General features: G+C 46.0%; 26 protein-coding genes and 3 pseudogenes. 12 read left to right on the top strand and 17 right to left on the bottom strand.

Translation table 11 applies throughout. The features are described from left to right. Window positions 1-41: 41 nt before the first annotated feature. From H6F66_RS29415 to H6F66_RS17445, 6 genes are all read right to left on the bottom strand, one after another. Window positions 42-275, bottom strand: a complete 234-nt coding sequence (locus tag H6F66_RS29415) for a hypothetical protein (RefSeq protein WP_347269399.1) — start codon at window positions 273-275, stop codon at window positions 42-44. Next, window positions 212-352 (bottom strand): hypothetical protein, encoded by a 141-nt coding sequence (locus H6F66_RS28475; RefSeq protein WP_242019262.1) that lies wholly within the window; start codon window positions 350-352, stop codon window positions 212-214. The genes H6F66_RS29415 and H6F66_RS28475 overlap by 64 nt, the downstream gene beginning before the upstream one ends. A 144-nt stretch (window positions 353-496) precedes the next feature. Continuing rightward, window positions 497-1,165: a halocarboxylic acid dehydrogenase DehI family protein gene (locus H6F66_RS17430; protein WP_190423595.1), complete on the bottom strand. Its 669-nt coding sequence runs from the start codon at window positions 1,163-1,165 to the stop codon at window positions 497-499. Next, window positions 1,089-1,334: a halocarboxylic acid dehydrogenase DehI family protein gene (locus H6F66_RS17435; RefSeq protein WP_190423597.1), complete on the bottom strand. Its 246-nt coding sequence runs from the start codon at window positions 1,332-1,334 to the stop codon at window positions 1,089-1,091. Before H6F66_RS17435 ends, H6F66_RS17430 begins: the two co-directional genes overlap by 77 nt. A gap of 15 nt (window positions 1,335-1,349) precedes the next feature. Continuing rightward, on the bottom strand, window positions 1,350-2,531 hold the full coding sequence (locus H6F66_RS17440; RefSeq protein WP_190423599.1) for an SDR family NAD(P)-dependent oxidoreductase: 1,182 nt from the start codon (window positions 2,529-2,531) through the stop codon (window positions 1,350-1,352). 479 nt (window positions 2,532-3,010) lie between these two features. After that, entirely contained in the window at window positions 3,011-3,544 is a 534-nt protein-coding gene (locus tag H6F66_RS17445) for a vitamin K epoxide reductase family protein (RefSeq protein ID WP_190423601.1), read from the bottom strand. A gap of 27 nt (window positions 3,545-3,571) precedes the next feature. On the opposite strand from H6F66_RS17445, the gene H6F66_RS17450 reads away from it, so the two are divergent. Continuing rightward, on the top strand, window positions 3,572-3,736 hold the full coding sequence (locus tag H6F66_RS17450; protein WP_190423604.1) for a hypothetical protein: 165 nt from the start codon (window positions 3,572-3,574) through the stop codon (window positions 3,734-3,736). 204 nt (window positions 3,737-3,940) lie between these two features. Then, complete coding sequence (locus H6F66_RS17455) at window positions 3,941-4,348, top strand: response regulator (RefSeq protein ID WP_190423606.1); 408 nt, start codon at window positions 3,941-3,943, stop codon at window positions 4,346-4,348. 46 nt (window positions 4,349-4,394) lie between these two features. Here H6F66_RS17455 and H6F66_RS17460 read toward each other — a convergent pair whose 3' ends face one another. Both H6F66_RS17460 and H6F66_RS17465 read right to left on the bottom strand, forming a co-directional pair. Then, entirely contained in the window at window positions 4,395-5,621 is a 1,227-nt protein-coding gene (locus H6F66_RS17460) for a sensor histidine kinase (RefSeq protein ID WP_190423608.1), read from the bottom strand. A 426-nt stretch (window positions 5,622-6,047) separates the two neighbouring features. Continuing rightward, on the bottom strand, window positions 6,048-6,329 hold the full coding sequence (locus tag H6F66_RS17465) for a hypothetical protein (protein ID WP_190423611.1): 282 nt from the start codon (window positions 6,327-6,329) through the stop codon (window positions 6,048-6,050). Between the two features lie 379 nt (window positions 6,330-6,708). Here H6F66_RS17465 and phaA point away from each other — a divergent pair, with 379 nt between their 5' ends. From phaA to H6F66_RS17490, 5 genes are all read left to right on the top strand, one after another. Further along, complete coding sequence (phaA, locus tag H6F66_RS17470) at window positions 6,709-7,899, top strand: acetyl-CoA acetyltransferase PhaA (protein ID WP_190423612.1); 1,191 nt, start codon at window positions 6,709-6,711, stop codon at window positions 7,897-7,899. Between the two features lie 494 nt (window positions 7,900-8,393). Next, a complete protein-coding gene (locus H6F66_RS17475) occupies window positions 8,394-9,431 on the top strand; it encodes a hemerythrin domain-containing protein (protein WP_190423614.1) in 1,038 nt (345 codons plus the stop codon). 211 nt (window positions 9,432-9,642) lie between these two features. Beyond that, entirely contained in the window at window positions 9,643-10,371 is a 729-nt protein-coding gene (gene phaB, locus H6F66_RS17480) for an acetoacetyl-CoA reductase PhaB (protein ID WP_190423616.1), read from the top strand. 83 nt (window positions 10,372-10,454) lie between these two features. Further along, on the top strand, window positions 10,455-11,309 hold the full coding sequence (locus H6F66_RS17485) for an alpha/beta fold hydrolase (protein WP_190423618.1): 855 nt from the start codon (window positions 10,455-10,457) through the stop codon (window positions 11,307-11,309). A gap of 158 nt (window positions 11,310-11,467) precedes the next feature. Continuing rightward, a complete protein-coding gene (locus H6F66_RS17490) occupies window positions 11,468-12,487 on the top strand; it encodes an SDR family oxidoreductase (RefSeq protein WP_190423620.1) in 1,020 nt (339 codons plus the stop codon). Here H6F66_RS17490 and H6F66_RS17495 read toward each other — a convergent pair. Then, a complete protein-coding gene (locus H6F66_RS17495; protein ID WP_199295356.1) occupies window positions 12,471-12,620 on the bottom strand; it encodes a hypothetical protein in 150 nt (49 codons plus the stop codon). The two genes, H6F66_RS17490 and H6F66_RS17495, sit on opposite strands and share 17 nt — an antisense overlap. Window positions 12,621-12,860: 240 nt before the next feature. Here H6F66_RS17495 and H6F66_RS29420 point away from each other — a divergent pair. Next, window positions 12,861-13,107, top strand: a pseudogene (locus tag H6F66_RS29420) (SDR family NAD(P)-dependent oxidoreductase); the annotation flags it as partial. A 38-nt stretch (window positions 13,108-13,145) separates the two neighbouring features. Here H6F66_RS29420 and H6F66_RS29425 read toward each other — a convergent pair. Further along, window positions 13,146-13,319: pseudogene (locus H6F66_RS29425) on the bottom strand (IS5/IS1182 family transposase); the annotation flags it as partial. Between the two features lie 290 nt (window positions 13,320-13,609). Between H6F66_RS29425 and H6F66_RS17505 the strand changes: the two are divergent. Both H6F66_RS17505 and H6F66_RS29430 read left to right on the top strand, forming a co-directional pair. Continuing rightward, on the top strand, window positions 13,610-16,072 hold the full coding sequence (locus H6F66_RS17505) for a hypothetical protein (RefSeq protein WP_190423622.1): 2,463 nt from the start codon (window positions 13,610-13,612) through the stop codon (window positions 16,070-16,072). Between the two features lie 465 nt (window positions 16,073-16,537). After that, window positions 16,538-16,639 (top strand): annotated as a pseudogene (locus H6F66_RS29430) (IS5/IS1182 family transposase); the annotation flags it as partial. 54 nt (window positions 16,640-16,693) lie between these two features. On the opposite strand, the gene H6F66_RS17515 reads toward H6F66_RS29430, so the two are convergent. Continuing rightward, window positions 16,694-16,921: a hypothetical protein gene (locus H6F66_RS17515; protein ID WP_190423624.1), complete on the bottom strand. Its 228-nt coding sequence runs from the start codon at window positions 16,919-16,921 to the stop codon at window positions 16,694-16,696. A gap of 136 nt (window positions 16,922-17,057) precedes the next feature. Next, a complete protein-coding gene (locus tag H6F66_RS17520) occupies window positions 17,058-17,546 on the bottom strand; it encodes a DUF6335 family protein (protein ID WP_199295357.1) in 489 nt (162 codons plus the stop codon). A 511-nt stretch (window positions 17,547-18,057) separates the two neighbouring features. Here H6F66_RS17520 and H6F66_RS17525 point away from each other — a divergent pair. Then, window positions 18,058-19,065: an SDR family oxidoreductase gene (locus tag H6F66_RS17525; RefSeq protein WP_190423626.1), complete on the top strand. Its 1,008-nt coding sequence runs from the start codon at window positions 18,058-18,060 to the stop codon at window positions 19,063-19,065. A 337-nt stretch (window positions 19,066-19,402) separates the two neighbouring features. Here H6F66_RS17525 and H6F66_RS17530 read toward each other — a convergent pair whose 3' ends face one another. Next, window positions 19,403-21,118: an NAD(P)H-quinone oxidoreductase subunit 4 gene (locus H6F66_RS17530; protein ID WP_190423628.1), complete on the bottom strand. Its 1,716-nt coding sequence runs from the start codon at window positions 21,116-21,118 to the stop codon at window positions 19,403-19,405. Window positions 21,119-21,226: 108 nt separating this feature from the next. Between H6F66_RS17530 and H6F66_RS17535 the strand changes: the two genes are divergently transcribed. Continuing rightward, window positions 21,227-21,400 carry a hypothetical protein gene (locus H6F66_RS17535; protein WP_190423631.1) on the top strand — a complete coding sequence of 58 codons (174 nt, stop codon included), beginning with the start codon at window positions 21,227-21,229 and terminating at the stop codon, window positions 21,398-21,400. A gap of 79 nt (window positions 21,401-21,479) precedes the next feature. Here H6F66_RS17535 and H6F66_RS17540 read toward each other — a convergent pair whose 3' ends face one another. The 4 genes from H6F66_RS17540 to H6F66_RS17555 form a co-directional block, all read right to left on the bottom strand. Next, entirely contained in the window at window positions 21,480-21,872 is a 393-nt protein-coding gene (locus tag H6F66_RS17540) for a hypothetical protein (protein WP_190423632.1), read from the bottom strand. 314 nt (window positions 21,873-22,186) lie between these two features. Continuing rightward, on the bottom strand, window positions 22,187-22,723 hold the full coding sequence (locus H6F66_RS17545) for a nuclear transport factor 2 family protein (RefSeq protein WP_190423634.1): 537 nt from the start codon (window positions 22,721-22,723) through the stop codon (window positions 22,187-22,189). Window positions 22,724-22,841: 118 nt separating this feature from the next. After that, complete coding sequence (locus H6F66_RS17550) at window positions 22,842-23,798, bottom strand: SDR family oxidoreductase (protein ID WP_242019265.1); 957 nt, start codon at window positions 23,796-23,798, stop codon at window positions 22,842-22,844. Between the two features lie 139 nt (window positions 23,799-23,937). Continuing rightward, window positions 23,938-24,780, bottom strand: a complete 843-nt coding sequence (locus H6F66_RS17555) for an AraC family transcriptional regulator (RefSeq protein ID WP_190423636.1) — start codon at window positions 24,778-24,780, stop codon at window positions 23,938-23,940. Between the last annotated feature and the right edge of the window lie 295 nt (window positions 24,781-25,075).

Consider the following 25,075-nt stretch of genomic DNA (forward strand, 5'->3'; position numbering starts at 1 on the left):
TGATTGATCGGGCGAGTGCATCTGGCTGATTTTGGCAGAAGTCAACAGGAGAATCGCAATCCCCAACTTATCCAAATAGCTGAGCCAAGGGGGATAGGGGGGTAGGTATGGCTTGTCCGAGAACTATTGCTTACACGCCTACCGGCTGAAATATTTTGCTGCTGAAATATTTTGCTGAGGAAGGTTTTAATTTCGTTGATTTCATCTTCACTTAAGCGGAATTCGGCTGCACCGATGATTCCTTCAACTTGTTTAGCGCTGCGTCTGCCGACAATGGCACCCGCGATCGCATAATGTCGCAGAGTCCAAGCGATCGCAGCAGAGAAGTTGCGATCGCTCTGACGCGCTCCAATTTAGCGCAGTAACTCGACTAACTCCAGGTTGCATGACAAGTTTGGCTCTTGGCTCAGACTAGGTGACGCCAGTCATCAAGAGTTAAAGCTGTACGAGACTGTGTAGCAACTATGTTGTTTTCCTCTGGCGCTGTTCTATTAAATCAAAGTTTACTGACGGGTTTAAGATTTGCCAGACCCATGTGAAATAGGGCATCTTGTACAATCAATTCCGGCAAGATATCCTTGAACATTTCAACCGTCTGCTGAATCTGCTCAAAATCTTCGGGATTGTCCAATAGATCGCGCACTTCCCGCTCACCAATCGCCACAGCAGGACGGAGACGACTGGCAGCTTGCTCTGCTCGGCGGACAATATCCTCCTTGAGCAGCTGATATTCTGGTCGCTCCCGCCAACGCTTGATGTCTTCCCATGCTGCCAGGAAAAATGGAGACCATCGGGCTAATGCCTGGTAGTCGGAGTTGACAATCGGTACACCCATTGTTTGTTTGATGTCTCGATATACTTGTTGCATTTGGGCCGACATCTCCCGAACAGACTGTTCGCCTATCAGTTGGATTTCTGTGTGCTGATATGAATTGGCTCCGCGACGAGCATTGCCATTACCTTGCTGACCAACCACTTCGCCTGCCAAAGTTCGGCTCAAGGCAATTTGCTGAATCAGCAATTGGGGATTACCAAAGGTGAACGCATTCAGGACTCTCTGGATCTGATGCCGTTGTGCTTCGTCCATATCAATTTGATAGCCTGGTTGATACCAATCGCTGGTATCGCGGTAAATCCGCTCGGTAATCGCGATCGCGCTTTCCAAAAAAGTCCGGTTTGCGTCGCGGTTTGAGACACTCCCAAAACAACTGCATCACTGATGGATACATGGCATAAGTACGCCAGGAAGCAGGTGTCCAGGGAATTCCTAACGTGGATTGAATGTCGCTTAAACCAGCTTGAATTTCAGCGGGTGCTTGGGACGGTTCGATCAACGGGAATGCCGATTGCTAGTCTTCTGCGATCGCTGGTTCCGGCGATGGCGATCGCGCAGTGATTCCAGAGGATTTAGCCTCTGTTGCGGAGACTTGTTGTGCTTCTACCTGTTCATGCGATCCAGTTTCAACCTGCCCATTTGCTCCCGCACCATGTGCCTTCTCGGCTGCAATCTCGTTGTTTCGACGTGCTGCTCGTTCGCTCAAGGTGGTTAACACGGAAGGCGACAGAAATGAGTGACTGTCTTTTCCCAAAGCGCGTTCGGTACCAATGCCACCTGTTCCAGGTAACAACCGATTCGCCCAACCCAGCAGCGTAGAATTAAGCCCTGGAAAGAGTGCAAAGAGTTTGGCACTTAACCAAGCTGGAAATGGCACAATTACCTCTGCATCACCATGTCGAAATGCAGCAATCGTGTGACGAGCAACATTTTCAGCACTGGTCGAGATCAAAGGCAAGGAATCAGCAATGCTGAACCAGGTATACTCCTTGCGGTGCTGACCTTTAAACATAGCGTGGTCTATCACGCCTGTGCGGATGAAACCGGGACATACTGTTGTAACAGGAATCCCGTCTTTTGCCAGTTCTGCCCGCATCCCTTCAGACAGACCCGTTAAGGCAAATTTGCTGGCACAATACGCCAACATATGCGGAGAAACTACCTTGCCACCGATGGAAGAGATATTAACGATGCGTCCAGCCTTTCGTTGACGCATCTCTGGAAGAACTGCATACGTAGTGTATAGCGGTGCCCAGAAATGCAGCTTCATCAAGTCGTCGTAGTCCTCCATCGTCAATACGTCCATTGGCCCCACAAGGTCGGTGCCTGCGTTGTTAATGAGGATGTCGATCTGACCGAAGCGATCGCGCATCTGCTGCACCATCTGCTCAACTTGGGATTTATCGGTGACATCGCAAGGCAAAGCCAATACCTGTCCACCTTGCTGCTCTAATTCATTACGCGCCCTTTCTAGCTCTGCGCGATCGCGCGCACAAATTGCCAAACGCGCTCCTTGCTGCACCAACTGGCGTGCCATCACCAAACCCAGTCCGCGAGAACCACCCGTCAGCAGCACCGTCTTACCTGTGAGATCGTATTGATGGTGTTCGCGCCACCATCTTCTCACTGCCCAAAGTACAACCAGCAAAGCGCCGACGCTCATTGCAATAAGAATAAGAGAATTCTGACTATCCATAGGAGATTTACGCGGATTCCTGCACTACTGAACTATTTGCATCTCGTTGGGATTAAATACCTCAGATGTGCCGTGTCGGTATACTAAACCGCTGCGTTCACCTTGACCCCAAGAGACTAGAGGCTGAATTTGTGCATCTCCACGGTAGATAGGAACCAGACAGGGGATGTAGCGTTTCAGCCGTTAACATCCTCAATCCTAGAAGGCTAGACTTCTCCTCTCCTCTGACTAATGGGTTGTGATACTGAAGCGACTGCTGAGTCTAATGGGAGAAGTTAGTCTTAAGTTGAAATGTACTTGTGAATACAAGTGTTGAGCTTTTGGGTGGGTTAAACCAGCCAAAAGCCCAGATATATTGAAGCCGATATATTAAGCTAACCAGGAGACAGACCAGGAGTCTAAGCGCTGGTAAAAAGGCTCTCAAGAAGACTAACTGCACTTCGGTGCTTGGTGCTTTCCTGGTATCGATTACTGTGCTTTTACTGTGCGTCGTCTGCGGTGTTCTCGTCGCCCTGTCCGAGCAAGGTACGAGTAGCGGCAATTACTTCAGGCGCTGCCAGCACTAGAGACGTTAACGAGCAAACCGTCGCCACCTGGCAGTACTCGCAAAAGGCTTTGTTCTCGCTCCACTCTTCACGAGCTAGCTCAAGATTAGTCACCACGTCAATCAGGATCTTGATACCCATTGCAATGGGTAAGATCGGGTTGCGCCTAGCGCGATCCAGACCACCAGCGGAAGCCAGCCAAGCGGTGATGGCGTAAGTAAACACCATTATCGGGCCATCGGGTGAATTAAATTTGTTGTAAGCATAGTTAGATGCGTCAACGCGGTCTGCATCAAAAAGCTTTTGTCCGGGAGGATCGGGTAGGTGACTAACGATCCCGGTTTGATATAGCGTCACCAGCTGCCCCATCGAACCTCCCAGCATAGACAAGCCGATAATCGCTCGCCGTCGGCTCATGTGAGGGTTTTGTCCTTTCCGCAATTCCTGACTTAGTTGTTGTGGCTCCATGAAGCGCAATCCTTGATAACGTATGCGTTGACGGTTACATCAGCTTGCACGGAGCTTTACAACGACGAATCGAATACGCAGTATGTATTCTATTCATCAGCGATCGCGCCCGGTGCTGATAGTCGAATAAATTCCTTACCATTTTTACGAATCAGTTTGATGCGTACCTCTTACGCTGGAGGTACTTCTTAAACGCTGCGTTTGATAGGTTGTGGTATTCAAAAGTACAAACTGGCTTAATATCAGATTCTTTTTTCCTCCCACTCTTGTCCGTTGGTTTAAGCAGAAACTCCCCTAAGGTAGGAGGTTATCTAAAAAGCAAACAACTACTATTTGGAAGATTACAAGATTTAAAACCTTTTATAAGAGTCTTTACCCACAGGGAGGGTTGATTTTATGGTGCCGTCTCCAGCTCAAGCTCAACGCATTTTATTGGTAGATGATCTAGAGGATAATGTATCCCTCCTAGAGGCGATTTTGGCGGAAGAAGGGTATGAGATTGATAGCGCTAGAAATGGTAAGTCAGCGTTAGCCAAGATAGAAGCATCGCCACCGGATTTAGTGTTAATGGATGCCATGATGCCAGGAATGGATGGCTATGAAGTAACTCGGCGGATTCGGGAAAATCCAAAACTCCCTTTTATTCCGATTCTTATGATTACAGCAAGTGAGAGCGCTAATATCCCTCAAGGATTAGAGCTAGGAGCAAATGACTTCATTCGGAAGCCAATTGATTTTGAGGAGTTAATGGCAAGGATTAAAGCATCTTTGCGATTGAAAAGTATCGTTAATCCTGCTCAATAATTCCAAAAATTATACAAGTTAGAGAAAAAACAGATAATACCAAAACTCAAGAAATTGATTCCAGGGTTTTCACTTCTAGCGGCAAGATGACGGTGAAGGTGGAGCCAACTCCAACCTGGGATACTAGCTCAATTTTGCCTTGCATTAGGTTTACCAGTTGGGCGACAATTGCCAAACCTAAGCCAGTGCTATCGGGTATGCGATCGCTAGTTCCAGCTTGAAAGAAGGGGTCAAAAACCCGCGCCTGGTCTTCTGGAGAAATCCCAACTCCAGTGTCAGTCACCGCAATAGACCAGTGGTTATCTGATAACATCTGACACGTTAATTGGACACTTCCTGCCTCCGTGTAGCGAATTGCGTTGCTTAGAAGATTCGTGACAATTTGCTGTAATCGCAACGAGTCTGTCAGCACTTTTTCAGGAGCGCGTGCAGCGGAACTATCGGCGCTAGCCGAATCGCAATTAACCACCATTTGTAGCTCTTTGGCAGCAGCCAAAGGCTCCAACATTTCAACTACATTGTTGATTAAAGAGCGTACATCTATTAGTTCTGGGTGCAGTTCTATCTTCCCTGCCGAATACCGGGCGATTTCCAGGGTATCGTTGATCAGGCGAAGTAAGTGTCTGCCATTGCGTAGCACTCGCTCAATATGTTCCAGATTGGGAAAATTGTCTTGAACTTCAACATTCTTTCGTGAAGAGCGTAAAATCAGCTCCGAGTAGCCAATAATCGAATTTAGAGGATTTTTGAGTTCGTGGGCTAGTTGAGAGAGATTATTCTGATTCGCTTTTACCAAGCGAGTTAGTTCTTGATTAGTTAACTCTACTTGACTTTGCACCTGCTGTAGTTCTTGCAATCGCTCCTCTACATAACTTTTGAAGCATTGGGCAATGGCTTCGTCGATGGTCGCGTCAATCACATTGTAAGCTCGCATTACTTCGGGAACCGTACCCTCTAGTAAATCTGCCTCTAAAGTGGAAAAAATTGTCTGGCGCAGTAGACGATACTCTCGCGCAATTTCTGTGGGAGCGAAGCCTTGTTCAGCCCGCAGAACGCCATGATGCAAACTGTTCTGGACGATGCACTGAATATCGTTTTCCTGCGACTGGGAAAGCACAGTTGCCATCGCCTTTAGCACATCGGGAATATGATTCTGTATCGCTGAGCCTGGTAAATCGTCAGTGCTGGAAATCTGCCTATCCGAGCGGACTGCTTCAACCCAGTTTTTGGCGATCGCGTCTATTTTTTCAACAAGCAATTGACTAAAATCCATTGTGGCAAGAGACGTGGGGAAGAGCAGGTCAAAAACCTTCTTGCCATCATTCTACATTGAGCGATCGCGCAGTTTAGTCGGTCGAGTACACTTTAAAATATTTTTTCCAAAGTTCAGCACCGCTTTCTGACTTTTGTATGCAAAAGTACAAAGCTGCTTAACATTATGTCCTTTCTATAGGTAGAGGATTAAAGAAATTACTAAGTTTAGTTTAGTCTATGGCTTGTTTAGTAAATTGAACATTTTGATGTATGAATGAATATAAAACTTTTTTCAGAAAACTGTTTTATACTAAAAAAGCTCCTAAGAAATGCCTTGGGAAGCTTTATTAATCTTTTGAGGATGTTTGGAAAGTAGATAATTTTCCAAACATCCTCTAAAAAATTTAGAGCCACTATCTATGTGACTCAAACACAACTCTAAGAGTTACTCAGACTTTTTGAGCTGCGTATTCCGCATCGTATTGAAATATGCGTCCCACAATTGCTTCTGAGTTTCGATGGAGAGACGAGCCACTAAAGCCTGGAATTGCAAAGAACTTGTCAGCACTTCTTCCTGAAACTTCAGAGTTTTCTCGAAGGTCTCGCGATAGTTTGGCGTGTTGAAACCTTGCATGGTCGGCATGGTAGAAGTCCAGCTCTTGAAAATACCGCTCTGTAATTCGCTTAACTGCCTGGTAAATTGCTCAAAATTATTTGCCCAATCCATTACTGTTACTCCTTTTACTTTTTTATTGGATGCTGATTGTCTTGTCCACCATCTTAATCAAATAATAATTGGTAATTAGCTCTAATGGATGATTTATAAATAAAGTATTTTTTTTAAGTTTATTGTAAATAGAAATTAAGAAGACTGTCTTTTGATTTTTAGCATGGAAACTTTGCTAAGAAATCCCTCTATGACAGTCAGATAAGCGGAGAAATATGGGTAGAGTCAGTTCCATGAAGCCATACCAACTGATAGCTTTAGCTCGACTTTGTATAAATAATGAAACCTTCCTAAAACTAAGGAAATTAGCCTCAATAAACATCCCGCTTTAAGTTGGTATATCTGGACGACGTGACATTGTAAAAAATAATGAGGATGTATGCAAGAAGTTTATATTGTCTCGGCAGTACGCACGCCGCTTGGTCGGTTTGGAGGTGCCTTAGCGGGTTTATCCCCAGTAGAATTAGGCGCCCACGTCATGCAAGCAGCGTTGGATCGGGCGGAAGTTTCGGGGGAAGCTTTAGACCTGTATATCTTTGGTAACGTACTCAGGGCGGGACACGGGCAGTCTTTGCCCCGTCAGGCAGCTTTCAAAACCGGGATTCCCCAGACGGTGAACGGGTATGCAGTGGATATGGTGTGTTCGTCGGGAATGATGAGCGTAATGAACGCCGCCACGGCTATTCGCTCTGGCGAAGCGGAAATCGTACTTGCTGGCGGCATGGAATCCATGTCCCAGGCAGGGTTTTTCCTATCGCATCGAGCTAGATGGGGGTATAAAATGCTACTGGGTGCGCCAGAGCAACTCAGGGATATTTTACTTGAGGACGGTCTTACCGATTCCACGACTGCCGAAACGATGGGAGAGCAAGCTGAGCGGCTGGCAGAAGCTTACCAAGTAACGCGGGATGACTTGGACGAAGTAGCGCTATATTCACAAGCTAGGGCAGCGATCGCAACCGAGAACGGCTGGTTCAAAAACGAGATCGCACCAATAGAAATAGAGGGCAAAAAAGGTTTGCAACTCGTGGACAAAGATGAGGGAATTCGCCCCGAAACCACCTTGCAGAGCCTTGCCAAGCTAAAGCCTGCTTTTAGGGAAGATGGGGTGTTCACGGCTGGAAACAGCAGTCAGATATCCGATGGAGCCGCAGGTTTAGTTTTAGCAAGCAAAACGGCGGTGGAACGCTATAAACTCAAACCTTTAGCTCGCATCCTTGGGGGAGCGTCGATAGGTGGAGAAACTTGGCGCTTCCCGGAAGTTCCGATTCTGGCAGTCAATAAGCTTTTAGACAAGCTCAAGATGAGAATCTACGACTTTGACTTGTTCGAGAACAACGAGGCTTTTGCTTTAAGCAGTGTGCTGTTCAACCGAAAGCTGGGCATTCCTTACGAGAAGCTGAATGTCTATGGAGGAGCGATCGCGCTGGGGCATCCCATCGGCGCTTCCGGGGCGCGAATCATCGTCACGCTGCTCAACGCCTTGCAGGAGCGAAATGGACAGTTCGGGCTGGCATCGGTGTGTCATGGTACTGGTGGAGGGACTGCGATCGCAATTGAGCGGCTTTGATAATTGACACTTCCAAGACATTTAGAGGATGTTTGAATTATCTATGTGCCGCTGAAATCTTGGAGATCCCCCCAGCCCCCTTTTTAAGGGAGGGAAATCTTCAAAGTCCTCCTTTTTAAGGAGGATTTAGGAGGATCTCTAACCCATAGCGTTTGAAAAAGCACTTTTCAAACATCCTCTTACAACGTAAAGCCGTAAAATTCTTGGTTCCGTAATCTAACTCAGCTTTTCGTGAGCTAATCCAAAACATCTAACCTGGGCTAGGTGGAAGAGAACTGAATTAACGACAAAATCAAGATATTCAATGTTTTTGTCGCTTGAAATAACCCATTTCCAGAACTAAGGTAATGGTGTTCATTCGGGTTCTCAAAGCAAGGGGTGAACAACGCCTCTAAAAGCTCTGTGAGTAATATTTGGGAAACTCCTATTGAGCTACATTACCTCTGCCGGGAAGCGGGTATCAATCAAATTATTTTCCTACAGGATAACAAAGCATGGTTACAACGATAGACGATACAAAGCGGATGGCGATTGGCGAAAGATTGGCAGACCTGAGAGCCTTTCAAAGTTTAATCATTTCTAACGATCAAAAACTCATAGATGCCTGCCCTTATGAAGATGTTCGCGAACGTCTCCAAAATATGCTTTCTGATGACCAGAAAAACCTGGGCATTATAGACACTGTAATTGTTCAATACGGCATTCAATCTGAACCGAGTGCTGCAACCAAGATATTTATTCCGCAGTTTGAAAAGATGATGTCCGGCGATGAGTTTACCTATTATCAGAAACTCATTCACCACGAACTGATGAAGCATGGTCAAGCCATGAGTGGAATCATGATCCACAAAGCCGCTCAGGTTGTAGGGGCTGATATTGAAGTGGCAATTGGGCCTCTGAATACTGTCAACTTCGAGGGTCGCGCTCACCAAGAACAGCTCAAGGGGATGCTCGAACAGGTGGGAGTCCGCGAAATGACGGGTCAAGACGCGCATCAGGGACTCTGGGCAAGGGTGCAAGATGCAGTTGCTGCCCTATCGGGTGTAGCTGGTAGCATAACCACCCAAAACACTGACAAGCAAGATATGAATATCCAGACCCTTATCCGGCTGGATCACGAGAAAGTGAATACACTTTTCACTGAAGTTGGAGCGACGAAAGATCCTCAAAAACTTCAAGAGTATTTCGGGCAAATCTACAAAGATTTATTAGCACACGCTCAAGCAGAAGAAGAAGTAGTGTACCCGAAAGTACGCTCGTTCTACGGCGATGACAACACTCAAGAGCTTTACAATGAGCAAGCGCAAATGAAGCAGATGCTCGATGAAATTAAGGCGATTGACCCTGCTAATGCCGACGGGTTCAGATCAAAAATTAAAGACTTGATGGATGTGGTTGGCGACCACATTCGCCAAGAAGAATTTACGATGTTCACGGCAATTGACAACAATTGCACCGATGAGCAGAAAGAGCAAATGGCTACTGAATTCAAAGCTGCCAAGAGCAAGATTCAGCAAGAAATGTCAGCCTAATTGCAATAATTCGCGACTCCTATAGCAGTCCTAAATGATTCGTGAAGCCGAGATACCCGACTTCTTGGAGAAGTCGGGTATCTGAACCGCTGATTCATAACATTGATAAACATTTGTTGGGTTTCACTGTCGCTCAACTACAACTGCAAATATTGGCGCTAAGCGGCGAAGACACTGAAATCAGTAATAGAAATAGGGGTGAAAGTGGCTCATGGTTTCTTTGGGACTGGAAGATAAAGTCGTCTTGGTAACGGGTGGTAATCGAGGGATAGGAGCCGCTATCGTCAGTCTGCTGGAGGAGCTGGGAGCTAAGGTAGCTTACACCCACCGCAGTATTAGCTCTATTAATGGTCAGCATGGAGCGATCGCAATCCAAGCTGATGTAACCGACAAGGCAGCGATGGAAGCCGTAGCAGAACAGGTTGAACAGAAACTAGGGTCAATTTATGGGATTGTGGCGAATGCTGGGATTACCCAAGATAACTTTTTTCCCAAACTGACGACCCAAGACTGGGATGCCGTAATTGACACTAACTTGAAAGGAGTTTACAACACCTTGATGCCCGTTATCCCCAAGATGTACGAGCGGAAAGAAGGCTCTGTGGTTTGCGTTAGCTCAATTTCCGGTGAGCGAGGAAACATCGGTCAAACTAACTACGCCGCAACCAAGGCGGCTGTGATTGGTTTAACCAAGTCCCTCGCTTTAGAGGCGGCTCGTTATGGGGTACGAGTCAACGCTGTATCACCGGGATTTATTGAGACTGATATGGTTAAATCGGTGCCAGATAAGGTGAAAGAGCGCATCGTGTCCGAGATTCCGCTTCGTCGCTTCGGCAAGCCAGAGGAGGTTGCTTGGGCAGTTGCATTCCTGCTTTCGCCGAGTGCTAGCAGCTACGTCACTGGCGAAGTGGTGAGAGTCAACGGCGCTTATCACACTTGAGGGCAATAGCGATCGCATTGGGTTGAATGCCCATTCAATACTAATAATTAAACTTCATTATTTAGATAGGATTGGAGCTAAGCGTGAAAACAGAGGTTGAAGAGCGGCGAATCAATGTAAGCGGTTTAAGTATCCGCTACTTTAAAGCAGGCGATGATGGTCTACCGTTAGTGCTGCTACATGGAGATAGTGCCAGCGCTCTTGATTGGTCTTGGGTGCTTCCCAACCTGGGAGCTACCTATCGCGTCTATGCGCCGGACTTTCCCGGTTTTGGTGATAGTGCCAAACCATCCCTGGAGTATACGCCAGAGTTTCTTAAGCAGTTCTTGGTCGATTTTCTTGACGCGCTTGGAATTGAGCGGGCGGTGCTGGTTGGCAACTCCCTAGGCGGTCAAGTTGCGTTACGCTTTGCCCTATCCCGTCCCGAACAAGTCGCAGCTTTGGTGCTGGTAGATAGTTCCGGGCTTGGTTACGCAGTTACCCCGTTGCTGTCCCAACTAACTTTACCTGGGTATGGGGATGTAGCGATCATTGGGTGCCAAACGCCTCCTGGTGCTAAGATGCGGTCTTGGTTACGGGCGACGCTGTTTTTCGCTCACCCCGCGCAGGCTCCCAGTGTGTGGATAGCAGAGCAAGAGCGAATGTCTCAGATGCCCGGTTTTCTTCAAGCTACTCTGACCTCGCTGCGCGCCCAGCTGAATGTATTTGGACAGCATCAAGTGTTTCTCGACTCTCTAGGAGAGTTACCGATGCCGACTCTTGTCGTGTGGGGGACGGAGGATGTGGTTCTCCCGAAAGAGCAAGCTCACGACGCGGTTAGCCGCCTAAAGCAAGGACACCTCGCCTTAATCCCCGATTGCGGTCACTTACCTCATGTCGAACGCCCGGAAATTTTTAGTGCTGAGTTGAGCCAGTTTCTCGCTGGAGTTGGTGCTTAGAAAACTGTCAACCCTGCGGCTGATGTAGGCACGCTTGCTCTGGCGTATTTATTGGGTAGAAGTTGAACTCGTAGATTTCAATTAAATCAAACGTTTGTAGATTGACTTCACCTCCAGAGGTGAAGAATTTTTAATGAGGACTTTAAGGAGTAGCATTGATGCAACTGAAGCCAATCAATCAGCAGGTCGTTGCAGTCGTGGGAGCAAGCAGCGGCATCGGGCGGGAGACAGCACTCCAGTTTGCCAAGAAAGGGGCAAAGGTGGTCGTTTCAGCTCGCAGTGAGTCGAAGCTAGCGTCCTTGGTAGAAGAGATTCGGGGCTTTGGCGGTGAGGCAACTGCTATCGTCGCTGATGTGACGGTATTCGAGCAAGTCAAAGCGATCGCAGACCGTACTGTAGAGGTGTACGGGCGACTCGATACCTGGGTGCATTGCCCTGCTATTGCCGTCTATGCCACTTTCGATAACACAACGCCAGAAGAGTTCAAGCGCGTCATTGATGTCGGACTGATCGGGCAGGCACACGGTGCAATGGCAGCACTCCCCCATCTCAAGCGTGAGGGGAGAGGGGCGCTGATCCATCTCTCTTCAGTCTTGGGCAGGCGAAGTCTCCCGCTTCAAAGTTCCTACTGCACTGCAAAGCACGGTATGGAGGGATTCATCGAAGCCCTGCGCGTCGAACTGCAACATGAGAAAATACCCATTAGCGTCACGAGTGTCAAACCCGCCGCCGTCAACACACCTCTGTACAACAATGCCCTCACCAGGCTAGGTGTGAAGCCAGCCAGCCTACCGCCTTTTTACGAACCGGGTTTGGTCGCTGACGCGGTTCTCTATGTTGCTGAACATCCAACTCGTGACTTCCTGGTTGGGGATGCAGCTAGAACCCTAGATTTGCTTCAACGGCTTTCGCCTGGACTGGTAGATTCCATATTGCAGCGGGTTGCCTTCAAACTCCAGCGCACCGACGAGCCAAAGTCAGACGATGCGCCAAACAATCTTTATGAATCTATCCCAGCCAATGACCGGGTTAAGGGAGATTTTAGCAACTTAGCGATACCGAGCGTTACCGACTGGCTGGATAAAAATCCCGTTTTCAAGTGGGGTGCCTTGGCAGGTGTTGTTGCACTCGGAGCGGCCCTGTTAACCCTGCCAACAGAAGTCACTCTCCCTCACTAGCTGCTGTTGAGCGTTCGGCATCTTCAGTCTCTTCCTGATAGTCCGTTGCTTCTGCTTCTTCCGACATCGGCGAAATAATTAGAGGGTTGCTTGCCGAATCGCCTAGATTAACATAGGCATCTGGAGCTGGCATCGATGGTGTATCTGGTGTATCAATGTTTCCAGTGATTTCTAGGTCTATTGGTCTGGTGTCGGGATCTGGGAAGTATAACGTTTATTTCGCTATTGCTTAGTATGATGTAATTATTGAAAAGTTGATTTTGTAGATTGCAATTAGACCAAATGTTCTAGAAAAACTTTACCTTTAGAGGTGAAGTTTTTGGCATAAAAACTTTAAGGAGTTGCATTAAGGCAACTAAAATCAATAAATTAGCTGGTTGTTGCCGTCGTTGGGGCGAGCAGCGGCATCGGGCGCGAGACAGCCCCTCAGTTTGCTCGTCGTGGGGCAGAGCTAGTATGTCTCGGCTCGTAGTGAGTCGAAGCTAACGTCCTTGGTGGACGAGATTCGTACCTCTGGAGGTGAAGCAACGGCTGTGGTAGCGGATGTGTCGGTATTCGAGCAGGCCAAAGCGATCGCAGACCGTACTGTAGAGGTGTACGGGCGGCTCGATACATGGGTAGATTGCCCCGCTATTAGAGCTGATTCGTAAAGAAAAGCTTAAGTGGTCAATCGCTTGAGCATAAGGCGGATTAGTGAGCCATAAATCATCGCTTCACGCAAGTGAGTGTACAACTCATAATCCTGGCTCAATCGCCGAAACCGATTAAGCCAGCCGAAGGTACTGTACATTAACGAGCTATTTGTCAGGTAAAAACATTTGTTGTCTTGCTCGAAATACTTGTATTACCAAGCTTGAGCCAGGACACTAGCTGTTTCAATTGGACAAATGAATGTTTAATGTACAATAACCTTAAAAAATGAGAAAACCTTAAGAATTATTTCATCTAGCTTGGGTATGATAAAGTCGGTGTATTTTACTAAGGTTATCAGTCAAAGCCAGGACAGCAAGGGGGATCTGAATCTGACAGGGTAGTTTGCAGACACGCCCTAGCATGTCCTGCTCAATAGATAGTAGTCCAAGCTACAACTTCTCAAAACGGCAAAACTATTTAGGAAACAACATGACACTTCTAACCATTGACACCAAAAACAGTTGTTACGTTATTGACGCTAACGAAATGAACCACCTGCAACAAAATGTTGCTAGTTCTTTTACTTTGGAAAAAGGGACTTTTGATATAAAAATTACCAGTGGTCGCTATAGTTATGCTCAGAGTGAAACTGAAGGCGAACCTTTGGTTGTACTTTGGATATATGGGGTTGATGGCAGTACATTTATTAATAAAAACACAGGCGATGAAACAGGTGCAACTTGGACAACTTTAAACGGATATAACAAGAAGTTGCAGTTGGAAGTCAAAGAGCGAACTGTTGTCTGTGCTTTGTTCTTTGATGTGAATAATAAGGGCAACAAAGGAGAGGTTAAGCTTTTAGTTAGCGGCAATAAAGCATTCTTCAATCCTCAAACTATAACAGTTGATAGTAAGAGAAACTGTTATCCTCTTGATGAAAAAGTTTTATCCGAACTGAAACAAGCCAATTCCAATTTTATTGAATTGAAACCCGGCAATTACAAGATAAAAATTCGTGAGAGCAACGCTACTTATTGGTCTTCTTCGCAAAAATTTCAATTAGAACCTTGGGCTTTGCTATGGATTAAGGATGGAAAATTTGTTTCTAATCTTACGGGTCTTGAAGTTGAAGAAACTTGGTGTTCGCTCAACGGTTTACAAGACGAATTCATTTTAGAAGTCAAAGAAAAAACCACTATTTTAGGATTTTTCTTTGATACCTACAAAGAAGATAACAAAGGACAAGTTGTTCTAGAAATTAGCACAGTGAGTAAGGCTGTAGTAGACGAAGGCTATAACAAGCAGCCGAAACCGCCAGTAACAGGAGTGCCAGACGGTAATGTAGATGAAGGCAATGTCACTGTTGTAAGCACTGGTGGTAGAACTAGCACTGGAGGAACAGGTTCTACTATCAGTAGTGGAGGAGGTCGCTTCAGCGGAGAGAATGCTTTCAGCTTCAGTTTCGATCAAGAGCAAATGGAGCAAATGTGGCAAGAGCTGGCACCCAGGTTTGAAAGCTCAGTAAGCATAACGGAGCAAAAAGACGAAAATAAACAAGCCTACTGGGAAGGTCTTGAAAAATCGATACTCAAAGGCTATCAAAGCCAAGCTAAGACACTTGCTATGCAGGTAGCACGGCTTGAGTTCATGATGAAGACTCTCATACAACAAACTGAGGTAAATTTTGACCAAAGCTTCCAAGGTTGGTCTAGTTACTTTAATAAAAATCTCAATGACCTGTTTATTACCCGAATTCCCAGAATAGTTAGTGACCAAGTTCATCTGGCAATTACTGAACAAACCCAAGAAATTAAAAATTTAGTGATTCAACAGATCCAAACAGAACTTAATGAGCGTGTTGAGTCTGTCGTCAATCTGAAAATTACTAATCAAGCTCAAGAAATTAAGACTTCAGTCATTCAGCAAATGCAAACAGAACTGGAGCAGCGCATTGAAAACGTCGTCAATGTCAAAATTGCTAATCAATCTCAAGAGATTAACACTCAAGTCATTAACCAGATATCAAATGACATTGACCAGCGCATTGATAATGCAGTTAATGTGAAAATTGCTAATCAATCTCAACAGATCAGTAATCAAGTAATTCAGCAGATACAAAACGACATCGATCAGCGCGTTGATAATGTCGTAACCCTAAAAATTTCCGATCAAACCCAGAATGTTAAAAATCTGGTGATTCAGCAAATGCAAAGCTACATTGAGCAACGTATTGACAATGTAGTTAACCTCAAAATTGCTAATCAAGCCCAAGAGATTAATACTCAAGTTAGTCAGCAGATACGTAGCGACATCGATCAGCGTATTGATGCGGTAGTTAACCTCAAGATTGCTAATCACACGCCGAACATTAAGAGCCTGGTAGTCCAACAGATTGAAGCTGATTTCGATCAACGTATTAAGTCTGTAGTTAACCAATCTACAGGTAACAGTGTTCAGTTAGTTGTTAATAATGTTACGAACGAGCTTGATAATCGCATCAATGTCAGCTTAGACAATAAAATTGTCAACTTCCGCAATGAAGTATCTACGCTCGTTAAGAATGAGGTTAACCAAAACTTCACAGAATCTCTCAAAACAACGATTCTATCAGATATCAAAAAACAGCAGTTCTACATTGATATGCAGTCAATTAAAGCTGAGGTGGAGAACTTCTACGCCCGTTTAGGACAGTTTGAGAGTCAGTTATATTTTCGTATTGAACAGGGTGATACCCAACTTTATAATTGGACTCTCGAACAACTTATTGCCCTTCAAGGTTGCTTAACCGACCGCCAAGCTCTGGTTGAGATTTTTGAGGTCTTCGCCAGTAACCTTAAAGACCAACTAAATGGTGCTGAATGTGTTGATCCTAATCGGTTTACCCCTTGGGTAAGAAGAACTTCGCAAGCACAAATTGATCCTCAGCAGCCTCAGCAACTGCCAAACGCTTAATTATCCCCACTACCGCTCCCTACCGCTCCCTTCAGCAGGACGCGGTAGGGAAAAAGTGTATAAAAGCTCACCTTTGAGCTTTGTCTAGTCAGGTGCAAGATCTGAGTTTTAGTGTTCTTCAAATTAATAAAGTACAGATTGTTTGTAGGGGCGGACGGCTGTGCGCCCTTATCGCTCTTGTGTAACTCTGGGTGGAGGATAATGAGCTAAAACAGCTCAAAGCTAGAACCCGTCTATGACAAAGCCACGTCTAGCCAAGGCAACAGTGCAATTTGTGGATGATTACTGCCAATGGTTAAAACCATTGAGATAGAGAGCTGATATCAAAGCTTTGAAAATTTAACAGCATCCCGCTCCAAGTTGGCAGTGCTACTTAAACGCTGATTCGTAAAGAAAATCTAAACAGCTTTCGGACTAATGTTCGTCAGGTTCTAGGCTAAATCAAACCTAATTCTATGAGTGCCGATGAGTCCCCTGCCTGAGATTGCCAATCCTCAACGGAAACCCTATGCGAGCGGCCTGAGTGATACGGAGTGGGAAGTGCTTAAGCCTCTGCTTCCAGCACCTTAGCAAGTGTTGTCGTACTCGGAGCGATCGCCCTGCGAACCCTGCCAACAGATGTCACTCTCCCTCACTAGCTGCTGTTGAGCGTTCGGCATCTTCAGTTTCTTCCTGATATTCCGTTGCTTCTGCTTCTTCCGACAGCGGCGAAATAATTAGAGGGTTGCTTGCCGAATCGCCTAGATTAACATAGGCATCTGGAGCTGGCATCGATGGTGTATCTGGTGTATCAATGTTTCCAGTGATTTTTAGGTCTGTTGGTCTGGTGTCGGGATCTGGGGTTGCCATAAACTGCTCTTAGTAGGATTAATCTAGATTGATAATTTTTTTCTAGGAGTTCCCTGATTGCAAGGGTTCACTCGAATCTTTGACCAAGCAATCGGTTTGAATCGCACAGAAAATGCGATCGCACTCCACACAATACTCAATGCTCCGGATAATCTTCCGCAGACATGGGGTCTAACTCCCATCGACCAGCGTCGCGTGACTCCAAAATATCGTTTGTCTGAAGCGATACGCCGTCGTCATAATCAAGCCCAACAGCAACTCCGAGTTCGTCAACAACATTCTGATCTGGAGTAGCAACAGTTCCCCCTACGGCTTCGTCACCAACCGCTTCCGCCTGATCCCAACGAGCATCAATATCACCGCCGGTTAGTTCTGGGCCAGCTGATGTGTACTGCTCCATGCGATCGCGCATGGTTCGTCCGCCAATTTCTAGCCCCGGCTCTACCGCAACACCCGTTCCCAAGGATTCAGTAATTGCCTGGGGTAAATCTGAAATAATGGGTTCGCCAGTATCTTCTACGGGTATATCTGAAACCAGGTCAGTATCTTCGATGGGTACATCTGAAAGATTGCCTTGATCCCTTATCTTGGTTTCCTTGTCTGCTTTCCTAGTTTTATCAGCCATAATGCTTTATGTGAATCCTGTGAATGCCTATAAATGCAACATATCTAAAGATGAGATTCCCTAGAATCCGCATATAGGATGAAAATTTATTGATTTCCTGAATAAAAAACTCAATTTTTAGCGCCAGCTAAAGCTCTTTGTATCTACGAACACTTACTAGCTTAATAATAAACCCTGCTTTGGGTAGAAATTGGCTGAAAGCATAGTAACTATTCTCTTTAAAAGCACACAAATTTGTCTGAATAGTTATAAATAGATTCAGCAAGCGATCGCGGCATCCAATATGCCCCTTTTAACTGATGAGGAATAAGGCAAGAGCCTAATTTTTGATTTTTACAATATCCAGAGCGCTTTTAGCCATGCTTAAGTACAATGTTTATTTCGCTATCGCTTAGTATGATGTAATTATTGAAAAGTTGATTTTTTAGATTGCAATTAGACCAAACGTTCTAGAAAAACTTTACCTTTAGAGGTGAATTTTTTAGCATAAAAACTTTAAGGAGTAGCATTAATGCAACTAAAACCAATCAATCAGCAGGTTGTTGCCGTCGTTGGGGCGAGCAGCGGCATCGGGCGCGAGACAGCCCTTCAGTTTGCTCGTCGTGGAGCAAAGCTGGTTGTCTCGGCTCGCAATGAGTCGAAGCTAGCGTCCTTGGTGGACGAGATTCGTACCGCTGGAGGTGAAGCAACGGCTGTGGTAGCGGATGTGTCGGTATTCGAGCAGGTCAAAGCGATCGCAGACCGTACCGTCGAAGTCTACGGGCGGCTCGATACGTGGGTACACCTCCCTGCTGTCGGCATCTTTGCCACCTTCGACAACACCACACCAGAAGAGTTTAAGCGCGTCATTGATGTTAGCTTGATGGGGCAGGTATACGGTGCGATGGCGGCGCTACCCCATCTCAAGCGAGAGAGACAGGGGGCGCTAATCCACATCTCTTCAATGGAGGGCTTGCGAAGTCTCCCTTACCAAAGTGCATACTCCGCAGCAAAGCATGGGATCGAGGGATTCCTGGAAGCGATGCGCGTCGAGCTACAACATGAGGGCATCCCCATCAGCGTGACGAGTGTGAAACCAGCGGTCATCAATACACCCTTCTGGAATAATGGTCTTACCAAGCTAGGCGTGAAGCCGTCAGGGATACCCCCCTACTACGACCCCAGGCTGGTCGCTGACGCGATCCTCTACGTTGCCGAAAATCCAACTCGTGACTTCTTGGTTGGGGATGCAGCTAGAGCGCTAGATGCGCTACAGCGGCTATCGCCGGAACTGGTGGATTCTTTGTTGCTGCTGGTTGGTTTCCAAGCCCAACGCACCAACGAGCCGAAGTCCCCAGACGATCGGAACAACCTTTATGAGCCTGTTCCCGGCGATACTAGAGTTGATGGAGATTTTAGCAATTTGGTGATACCGAGCGTTTCTGACTGGCTGGCTAAAAATCCCGCTCTCCAGTTAGGCGCGATCGCTAGTACCGCTGCATTAGCCTTCCTCGCAACACAAGTCTTCAAAGAAGAATAAATTTAGGACGAAAGAGCCAACTACATTAGGCTCCAAAAATCGTCAAAAGTTTGCTATACCTGGATTTTTCGGTTTTTATCTGACTCAATAATCCAGCGTCTGTCAAAGTAATAATCAGCTTTCTAGCTATTTACCCAGAGGCGGCGACACGCGCACCCTCTGGGTTTCTGCTAAAGATTAAAACCAATTGAATCAGTCTTTGTGGCACTCCCACAGCTAAAAGCGATCGCATTTGAGCCGACAAGCGCACCGAAAAAATAACCTTGGTAGCTGATAACCCTTTGGGTTAAGCAAAACGCCCCTACAATCGGCTACCAAAGGATTACTCAGGCGGCGCTTATCTTGGATAACGCTCTACCATTCCCAAAACAGGCGTTACGTCCGATTCTGCCACCTTAGAAACCAAAAATCCTTCCGTATAAATCTGGGGATTCACTTCTGCGATTTGGGTATAAGATTGGCGAACCTGAGCATTAACTGCAACAGTTTTTACATCGTACATTTGCATAGCCATCTTGGGGTATACGCCAAAACCGATAATCAGCACCAGAAAGCAGGCAGCAATAAACACTTCACGAGGTCTAGCATCGGTAAATTCTGCATCTATCGGCAAGGTACAGTTTGTACCAAAGCAAACCGGCTCCTGATTTCCCTGACTCTTCAAGTCTGCATCAGTAATGTCGCAGGTAGGCGCAATGTCGCAGGTAGGTACTGCACCAGAATTGTAAAATACCTGTCGCAGCATCGAAAGCAGATAAATTGGCGTCAGGATGACACCCACAGCGGCTAGAAAGACTGTCACAGTGCGGAAAGTTGAGCTGTAGATATCGCTAGTTGTCACACCGACGAAAACCGCAAGTTCGCTAGCAAAGCCACTCATCCCCGGCAGAGCCAACGATGCCATCACACCCATTGTAAACAGGGCAAACACAGTGGGCATTGCCTGAGCAATCCCGCCCATTTCTTTCATCGACATCGTGTGAGTGCGATCGTAAGTCACTCCAGCTAAAAAGAATAGTAATGAGGCAATCAAACCGTGAGAAATCATTTGCAGCATTGCGCCGTTGATTCCCAAGTCAGTAAAGGACGCAATCCCCAGCAGGACAAATCCCATGTGAGAAACCGACGAATAGGCGAGGCGACGCTTCATATTCGTCTGGGCAAAGGAGTTAAATGCACCGTAGATAATATTGACAACGCCCAGAATCGCTAATACAGGTGCAAAGTAAACGTGTGCATCAGAAAGAAGTCCTAAATTGAGGCGAATCAACCCATATCCGCCCATCTTCAGCAGTACGCCGGCTAATACCATCGATACGGGAGAAGATGCCTCGCCGTGTGCATCCGGTAGCCAGGTGTGCAGGGGGAAAACAGCTAGTTTGACACCAAAGGCAACTAGCAATCCTGCATAAAGCAGCAGTTCTAAAGTAAGGGGGTAATCCTTTAAGCCAAGTTCGACCATATCGAAGGTCAGATTGTCGCCGTAGAAGGCCATTCCCAGACCAGCGACCAAAATAAAAATAGAAGCGGCGGCGGTATATAGTAAAAACTTCATCGCGGCGTACTGACGCTTCTGTCCACCCCAAATCGAAACGAGTAGGTAGACGGGAATTAGTTCTACTTCCCACATAATGAACAGCAGCAGCACGTCTTGGGCGACGAATACTCCTACTTGTGCGGAATACAGCACCAGCATCAGGAAATAGAAGAGGTGGGGTTTGAGATTGACTTGCCACGCCGCAAATATTGAGAGTGTCGTGACTAATCCTGCCAGAAGCACAAGCGGGGCTGAAACTCCATCAATCGAAACCGCCCAGTTCAAGCCTAACTGAGGCAGCCAGGTATATTTCTCTACGAGTTGAAAAGTAGCGCTCGTTGGATCGTAATGCTTCCAAAAGACGTAGCACATCAATACAAAGTCTGCGATCCCCACGCCCAGTGCATACCAGCGCACACGCTTGCCGTCTTTATCAGGCAGAAAAGGGATAAGCAGTGCAGCAACGAGTGGGAGCAGGATAATCGCGCTAAGCCAGGGAAATTGATCCGCTATCATGGCATTAGGAAAAAATACTTATTTGTGTATGTGATTATCTTATTAAACTTTGTAAACACTTATTTATAAATATTTCTTGTAGATAACTATAGACGGATCTATAGGTAGTTGAGCCACTTCAGGGTCTGGTATGGGCTAGCAGCAAAAGAGAATGCGATCGCTCTTTTCTCGTGGAGTCTAACTGGGAAGATGCGATCGCTTCGTCCTATTTTAAATACACAATTTACTGATTTTGTCAAGTGCGTTAGCGTGATCGCATTTTGGCAGGATGAGGAAATGTGATCGCACAGTGAGAAGCTCTGATGGAAGTGGCAGTCAAAAAGGTATTAGTTGCTTAGAACTCAGAATCTCCTTCTAAGTATTATGATTCATCAGAGCAAACTATATCTAGAAGCTCAGAAGCTAACGATTCCATTAGCTTTTTTGTTTCAGAGGAGAGCATATTACTATCATCATCTACCCAAGAAGGTTCTTTTGAATCTTGTCTAATTCCCACTTGGGTTTGTGCATCAGTCCAGCCTACATCACCGATATTTTCTGCTACTCCACCATTAACATAAACTATCCAAACTAGCTGATAGTCCTTTGTTCTAGGAACGGGAATGTCATTTTGGTAAACTTCAATAGCAGATAATTGGGATTGCCAAATATGGTATCCTTTGTACTGTTCTGGAAAAAAAATATAGTTAAATTGGATGCTTGGGTAATACTTTTTAATCGTAGCTGTTATTTTATTTATTGTATCTTGCTTCATTAAAATCTCAATTATTTCAAAATTTAATAACTATTGACAGCATAACAAACTAAGCGGCTGAGTTATCAATGTTGTAGAGATTACTCAGATAGCCCAACAAGAAATTAGATAGAACTTAGCCAAAATTCCGTAGGCTGGGTTTAGTTCCTCAACCCAGCAACCCCTATAGGGCTTTGGGTTGAACGATAGTGAAACCCAACCTACTAGCTAAAATCGGTTGAAACGGGTTCAAACCTCGCCCCGCAAGCTATAGCTTACTTAAGCTTCTCGCTGTGAAATTTATTTCCAGGCTCGTTGCCTGAGTGCCATTCCTATTAAGCCAGTCGTTCTGGCAGGGGTTTGAGCGGATAAACTTTCCAGAAGAAGGCATCTGCTGCGTGTTGATCGCCGGGAAAATTCACAGCTTCGACAATGCGATCACCTTCAATTTTGAACAACAATACCCAAAGCTGATCGATATTGTCCCGTTCCATGTTGCTCCAGCCTCGATGAACATCGACAACATACGAGTCATTACCGCCCAAAAATAAGACCTCAGCCCGAAATTTGGCTAAGCCGAGCTGCTGGAAGAAAGCTAAAACTTCATCTACACCTCGCTTGGTTCCAGCTAGTGGGTGATGTCCGGGAATTGTCCAAGCAATATTCGGAGCAAAAATTTGCCGGACGGTTCCTAAGTCCCCTTTACCGTATGCCTCGTAGTAACTTTTAATAATTGCAACATTGGAATGTTCAGTAGAGCTAGCTTCTGCTGAAGCTTTCTGCCCTAATAGATTCTGGCTGCCCAAAAGAAACGAAAAACCTGCAACTGCACTCAAATTCAAAAACTTTTTTCGAGTTTGTTGATTAGCCATATAGTAACCAGATTTGATGTATAAAAATTAACGAAATGCTCCAGGCAAGAGAGGACGGAGAGAAAGAGAATTTGATGAATTAGGATTGCTATAGAAATGATTTATTTAGCAACTGCAACTACTTTGTGAGGTAGCCACCTGTTACGTCAATGTCAGTACCAATAATGCAGGTGGGGTCAGCAGAGGAGAGCCACAAAACGGTTTTTGCAATCTCTTCTGGAGCTACTAGCCGCTTGATGGGGTATTCGTTGGCAATTTGTTCTTCGGAAAGCTTCCAAGCAGCCATTGCCCGTCGCAGCATTGGCGTATCCACTGCACCAGGCGAGATGGAATTAATGCGGATGTTTTTGTCTGCATACTCCAAGGCTGCAACTTTAGTTAAAGATGCGATCGCGTGTTTGCTGGCACTGTAGGGTGCGATGGTTGCAAAGCCGACATGGCTGGAAACGGAAGCATTGTTGATAATTGCACCACTCCCCTGCTTGAGCATAACGGGAAGTTCATATTTCATAGATAAGAAAGTACCTGTTGCATTGGTCGTCATCACATTCATCCAGTCTCCTAACGACTGTTGGGCAACAGTATTCGGAGAACTCTCAATTCCGGCATTATTAAAAGCAATGTCAATCCGACCATATTTCTGAACGCAAGTATCGATAAATGCTTTAATTTCCTCTTCCTGGCGGACATCTACTTTCTGATAGCTTGCTTTACCGCCTTGAGCGTTAATTTCTTGGGCAACCTTCTCCCCCAGTGCTTCCCGGCGACCGCAAAAGTGAACGGTTGCCCCTTCCTTAGCAAACGCCCGTGCGGTTGCTTCCCCAATACCTGATGTGGCACCAGTAATTAGAACAACTTTACCTGCAAACCTGCCTTCTGGCTTAGCGGAAACTTGCTGTGCAACAGCAGACTGTTGTGTATTTGCATCAACCCGTCCGCCAACCGTCATGGCAGCAACACCTGCCAACCCTGCGCCACCGTAAAGCATCATGCGACGGCGGCTGACCCCTATAGTTTTTTCACGACGAGGGGTTTTAACATCACTAGAGGCGTTGTGTTCAAAATCGTTTGTCATTTTTGCTTTCCCTAGCTTTGCTTCAAGTCTGCAATTGGCTCTTGTATTATCCAAAGCTTAGAAAAGATAAAATGTACATTCACGACCGATTCTTGCTGTCGTTTATGCTAATCTTGCTTTTCTGCGTGCTGCAATAGCATTAAAGACTATCCCGATAGCCTTTAGGTGTTGTACCTGTGGCTCTACGAAATTGGGCAGTAAAGTGGCTTTGATTAGAGAAACCAACCCGATATGCCACTTCAGCAACGGGAAGACGGGTTACAGACAACAACATTTTTGCTCGTTCCATCCGCCGATGAGTAATGTAGCGATGCGGTGGTTGACCTGTGGCAGTTTTAAAGGCACGAGCAAAGTGAAAGGGACTTATATGCACAACACTAGCCAAGTCTGCAATGCTCAAATTTTCAGCCAGATGTTCTTCAATAAAATCTTTGACTAGGCTCAACCTGGGGGTGTCAAGCGCTCCATCTTGTAGAGCTGGCGAAATCCGTGTCCCGCTATAATTTCGTAGAAGATGAACCGCTAATAAGTTGGTCAGGGACTCAGTATAAAGTTTCCCAGCTAAACCGCCGTTGAGCATTTCGGACTTGAACAACTGCGCCAAATGCAGGATGGTTGGGTCTGCAAACATGACACGGTAATCAATTTCAACATTGCTAGACAAAGAATTTTCTGCTGCTACTCGACTCAGCAAGTTTGGGTCTAGCATCATGTGAACGCACTCACTCGGTCGCTGTGAGTGTAACCAAACAAACTCGCACGATGAGTAGAGGAAAACACTTCCGGGATGCAGCGATGTTGTTTGGCTTGAACCTCCATCAACACACCACGTCACGCGCTCGTGGGGAGCAAAGGCGACACCGACAAGGTGTTTGGGCATCGTCTTATCGTTCTCACCAGGTGGTGTCAGGGAATACTCAACTGTGATGCTATCCCATTCGGCTTTGAGGCTAGACCCTACTTTAGGTTTCAATCCGGGCATGATTTTTACCTCTGCTGATAGGCTGAGAGCAGGGATTCCTGTCAGGAACGCAAGCGTACCGAAGGCGAAGTGAAAGCGAGCGGATCGGGTTTGCTTTTGATACGAAGCAGTATCCTCAATTCAAAGTCAGCGTGTCAAGAGGTGCTTCTTTGGCTAACAGAGGAAAGTTCATGTTTTAACCTTATAGAACCCATTTGACATCTTTTACTATCTTGAAGTACAGTTACCGCAAAAGCCGTATCCAGCAGTCATGCCGTACTCTAGCAGCCTAACAGACGAAGAGTGGGAAATCCTT

The organism is Trichocoleus sp. FACHB-6, assembly GCF_014695815.1.
In the GTDB taxonomy this organism is placed as follows: Bacteria; Cyanobacteriota; Cyanobacteriia; order Cyanobacteriales; family FACHB-T130; genus Funiculus; species Funiculus sociatus.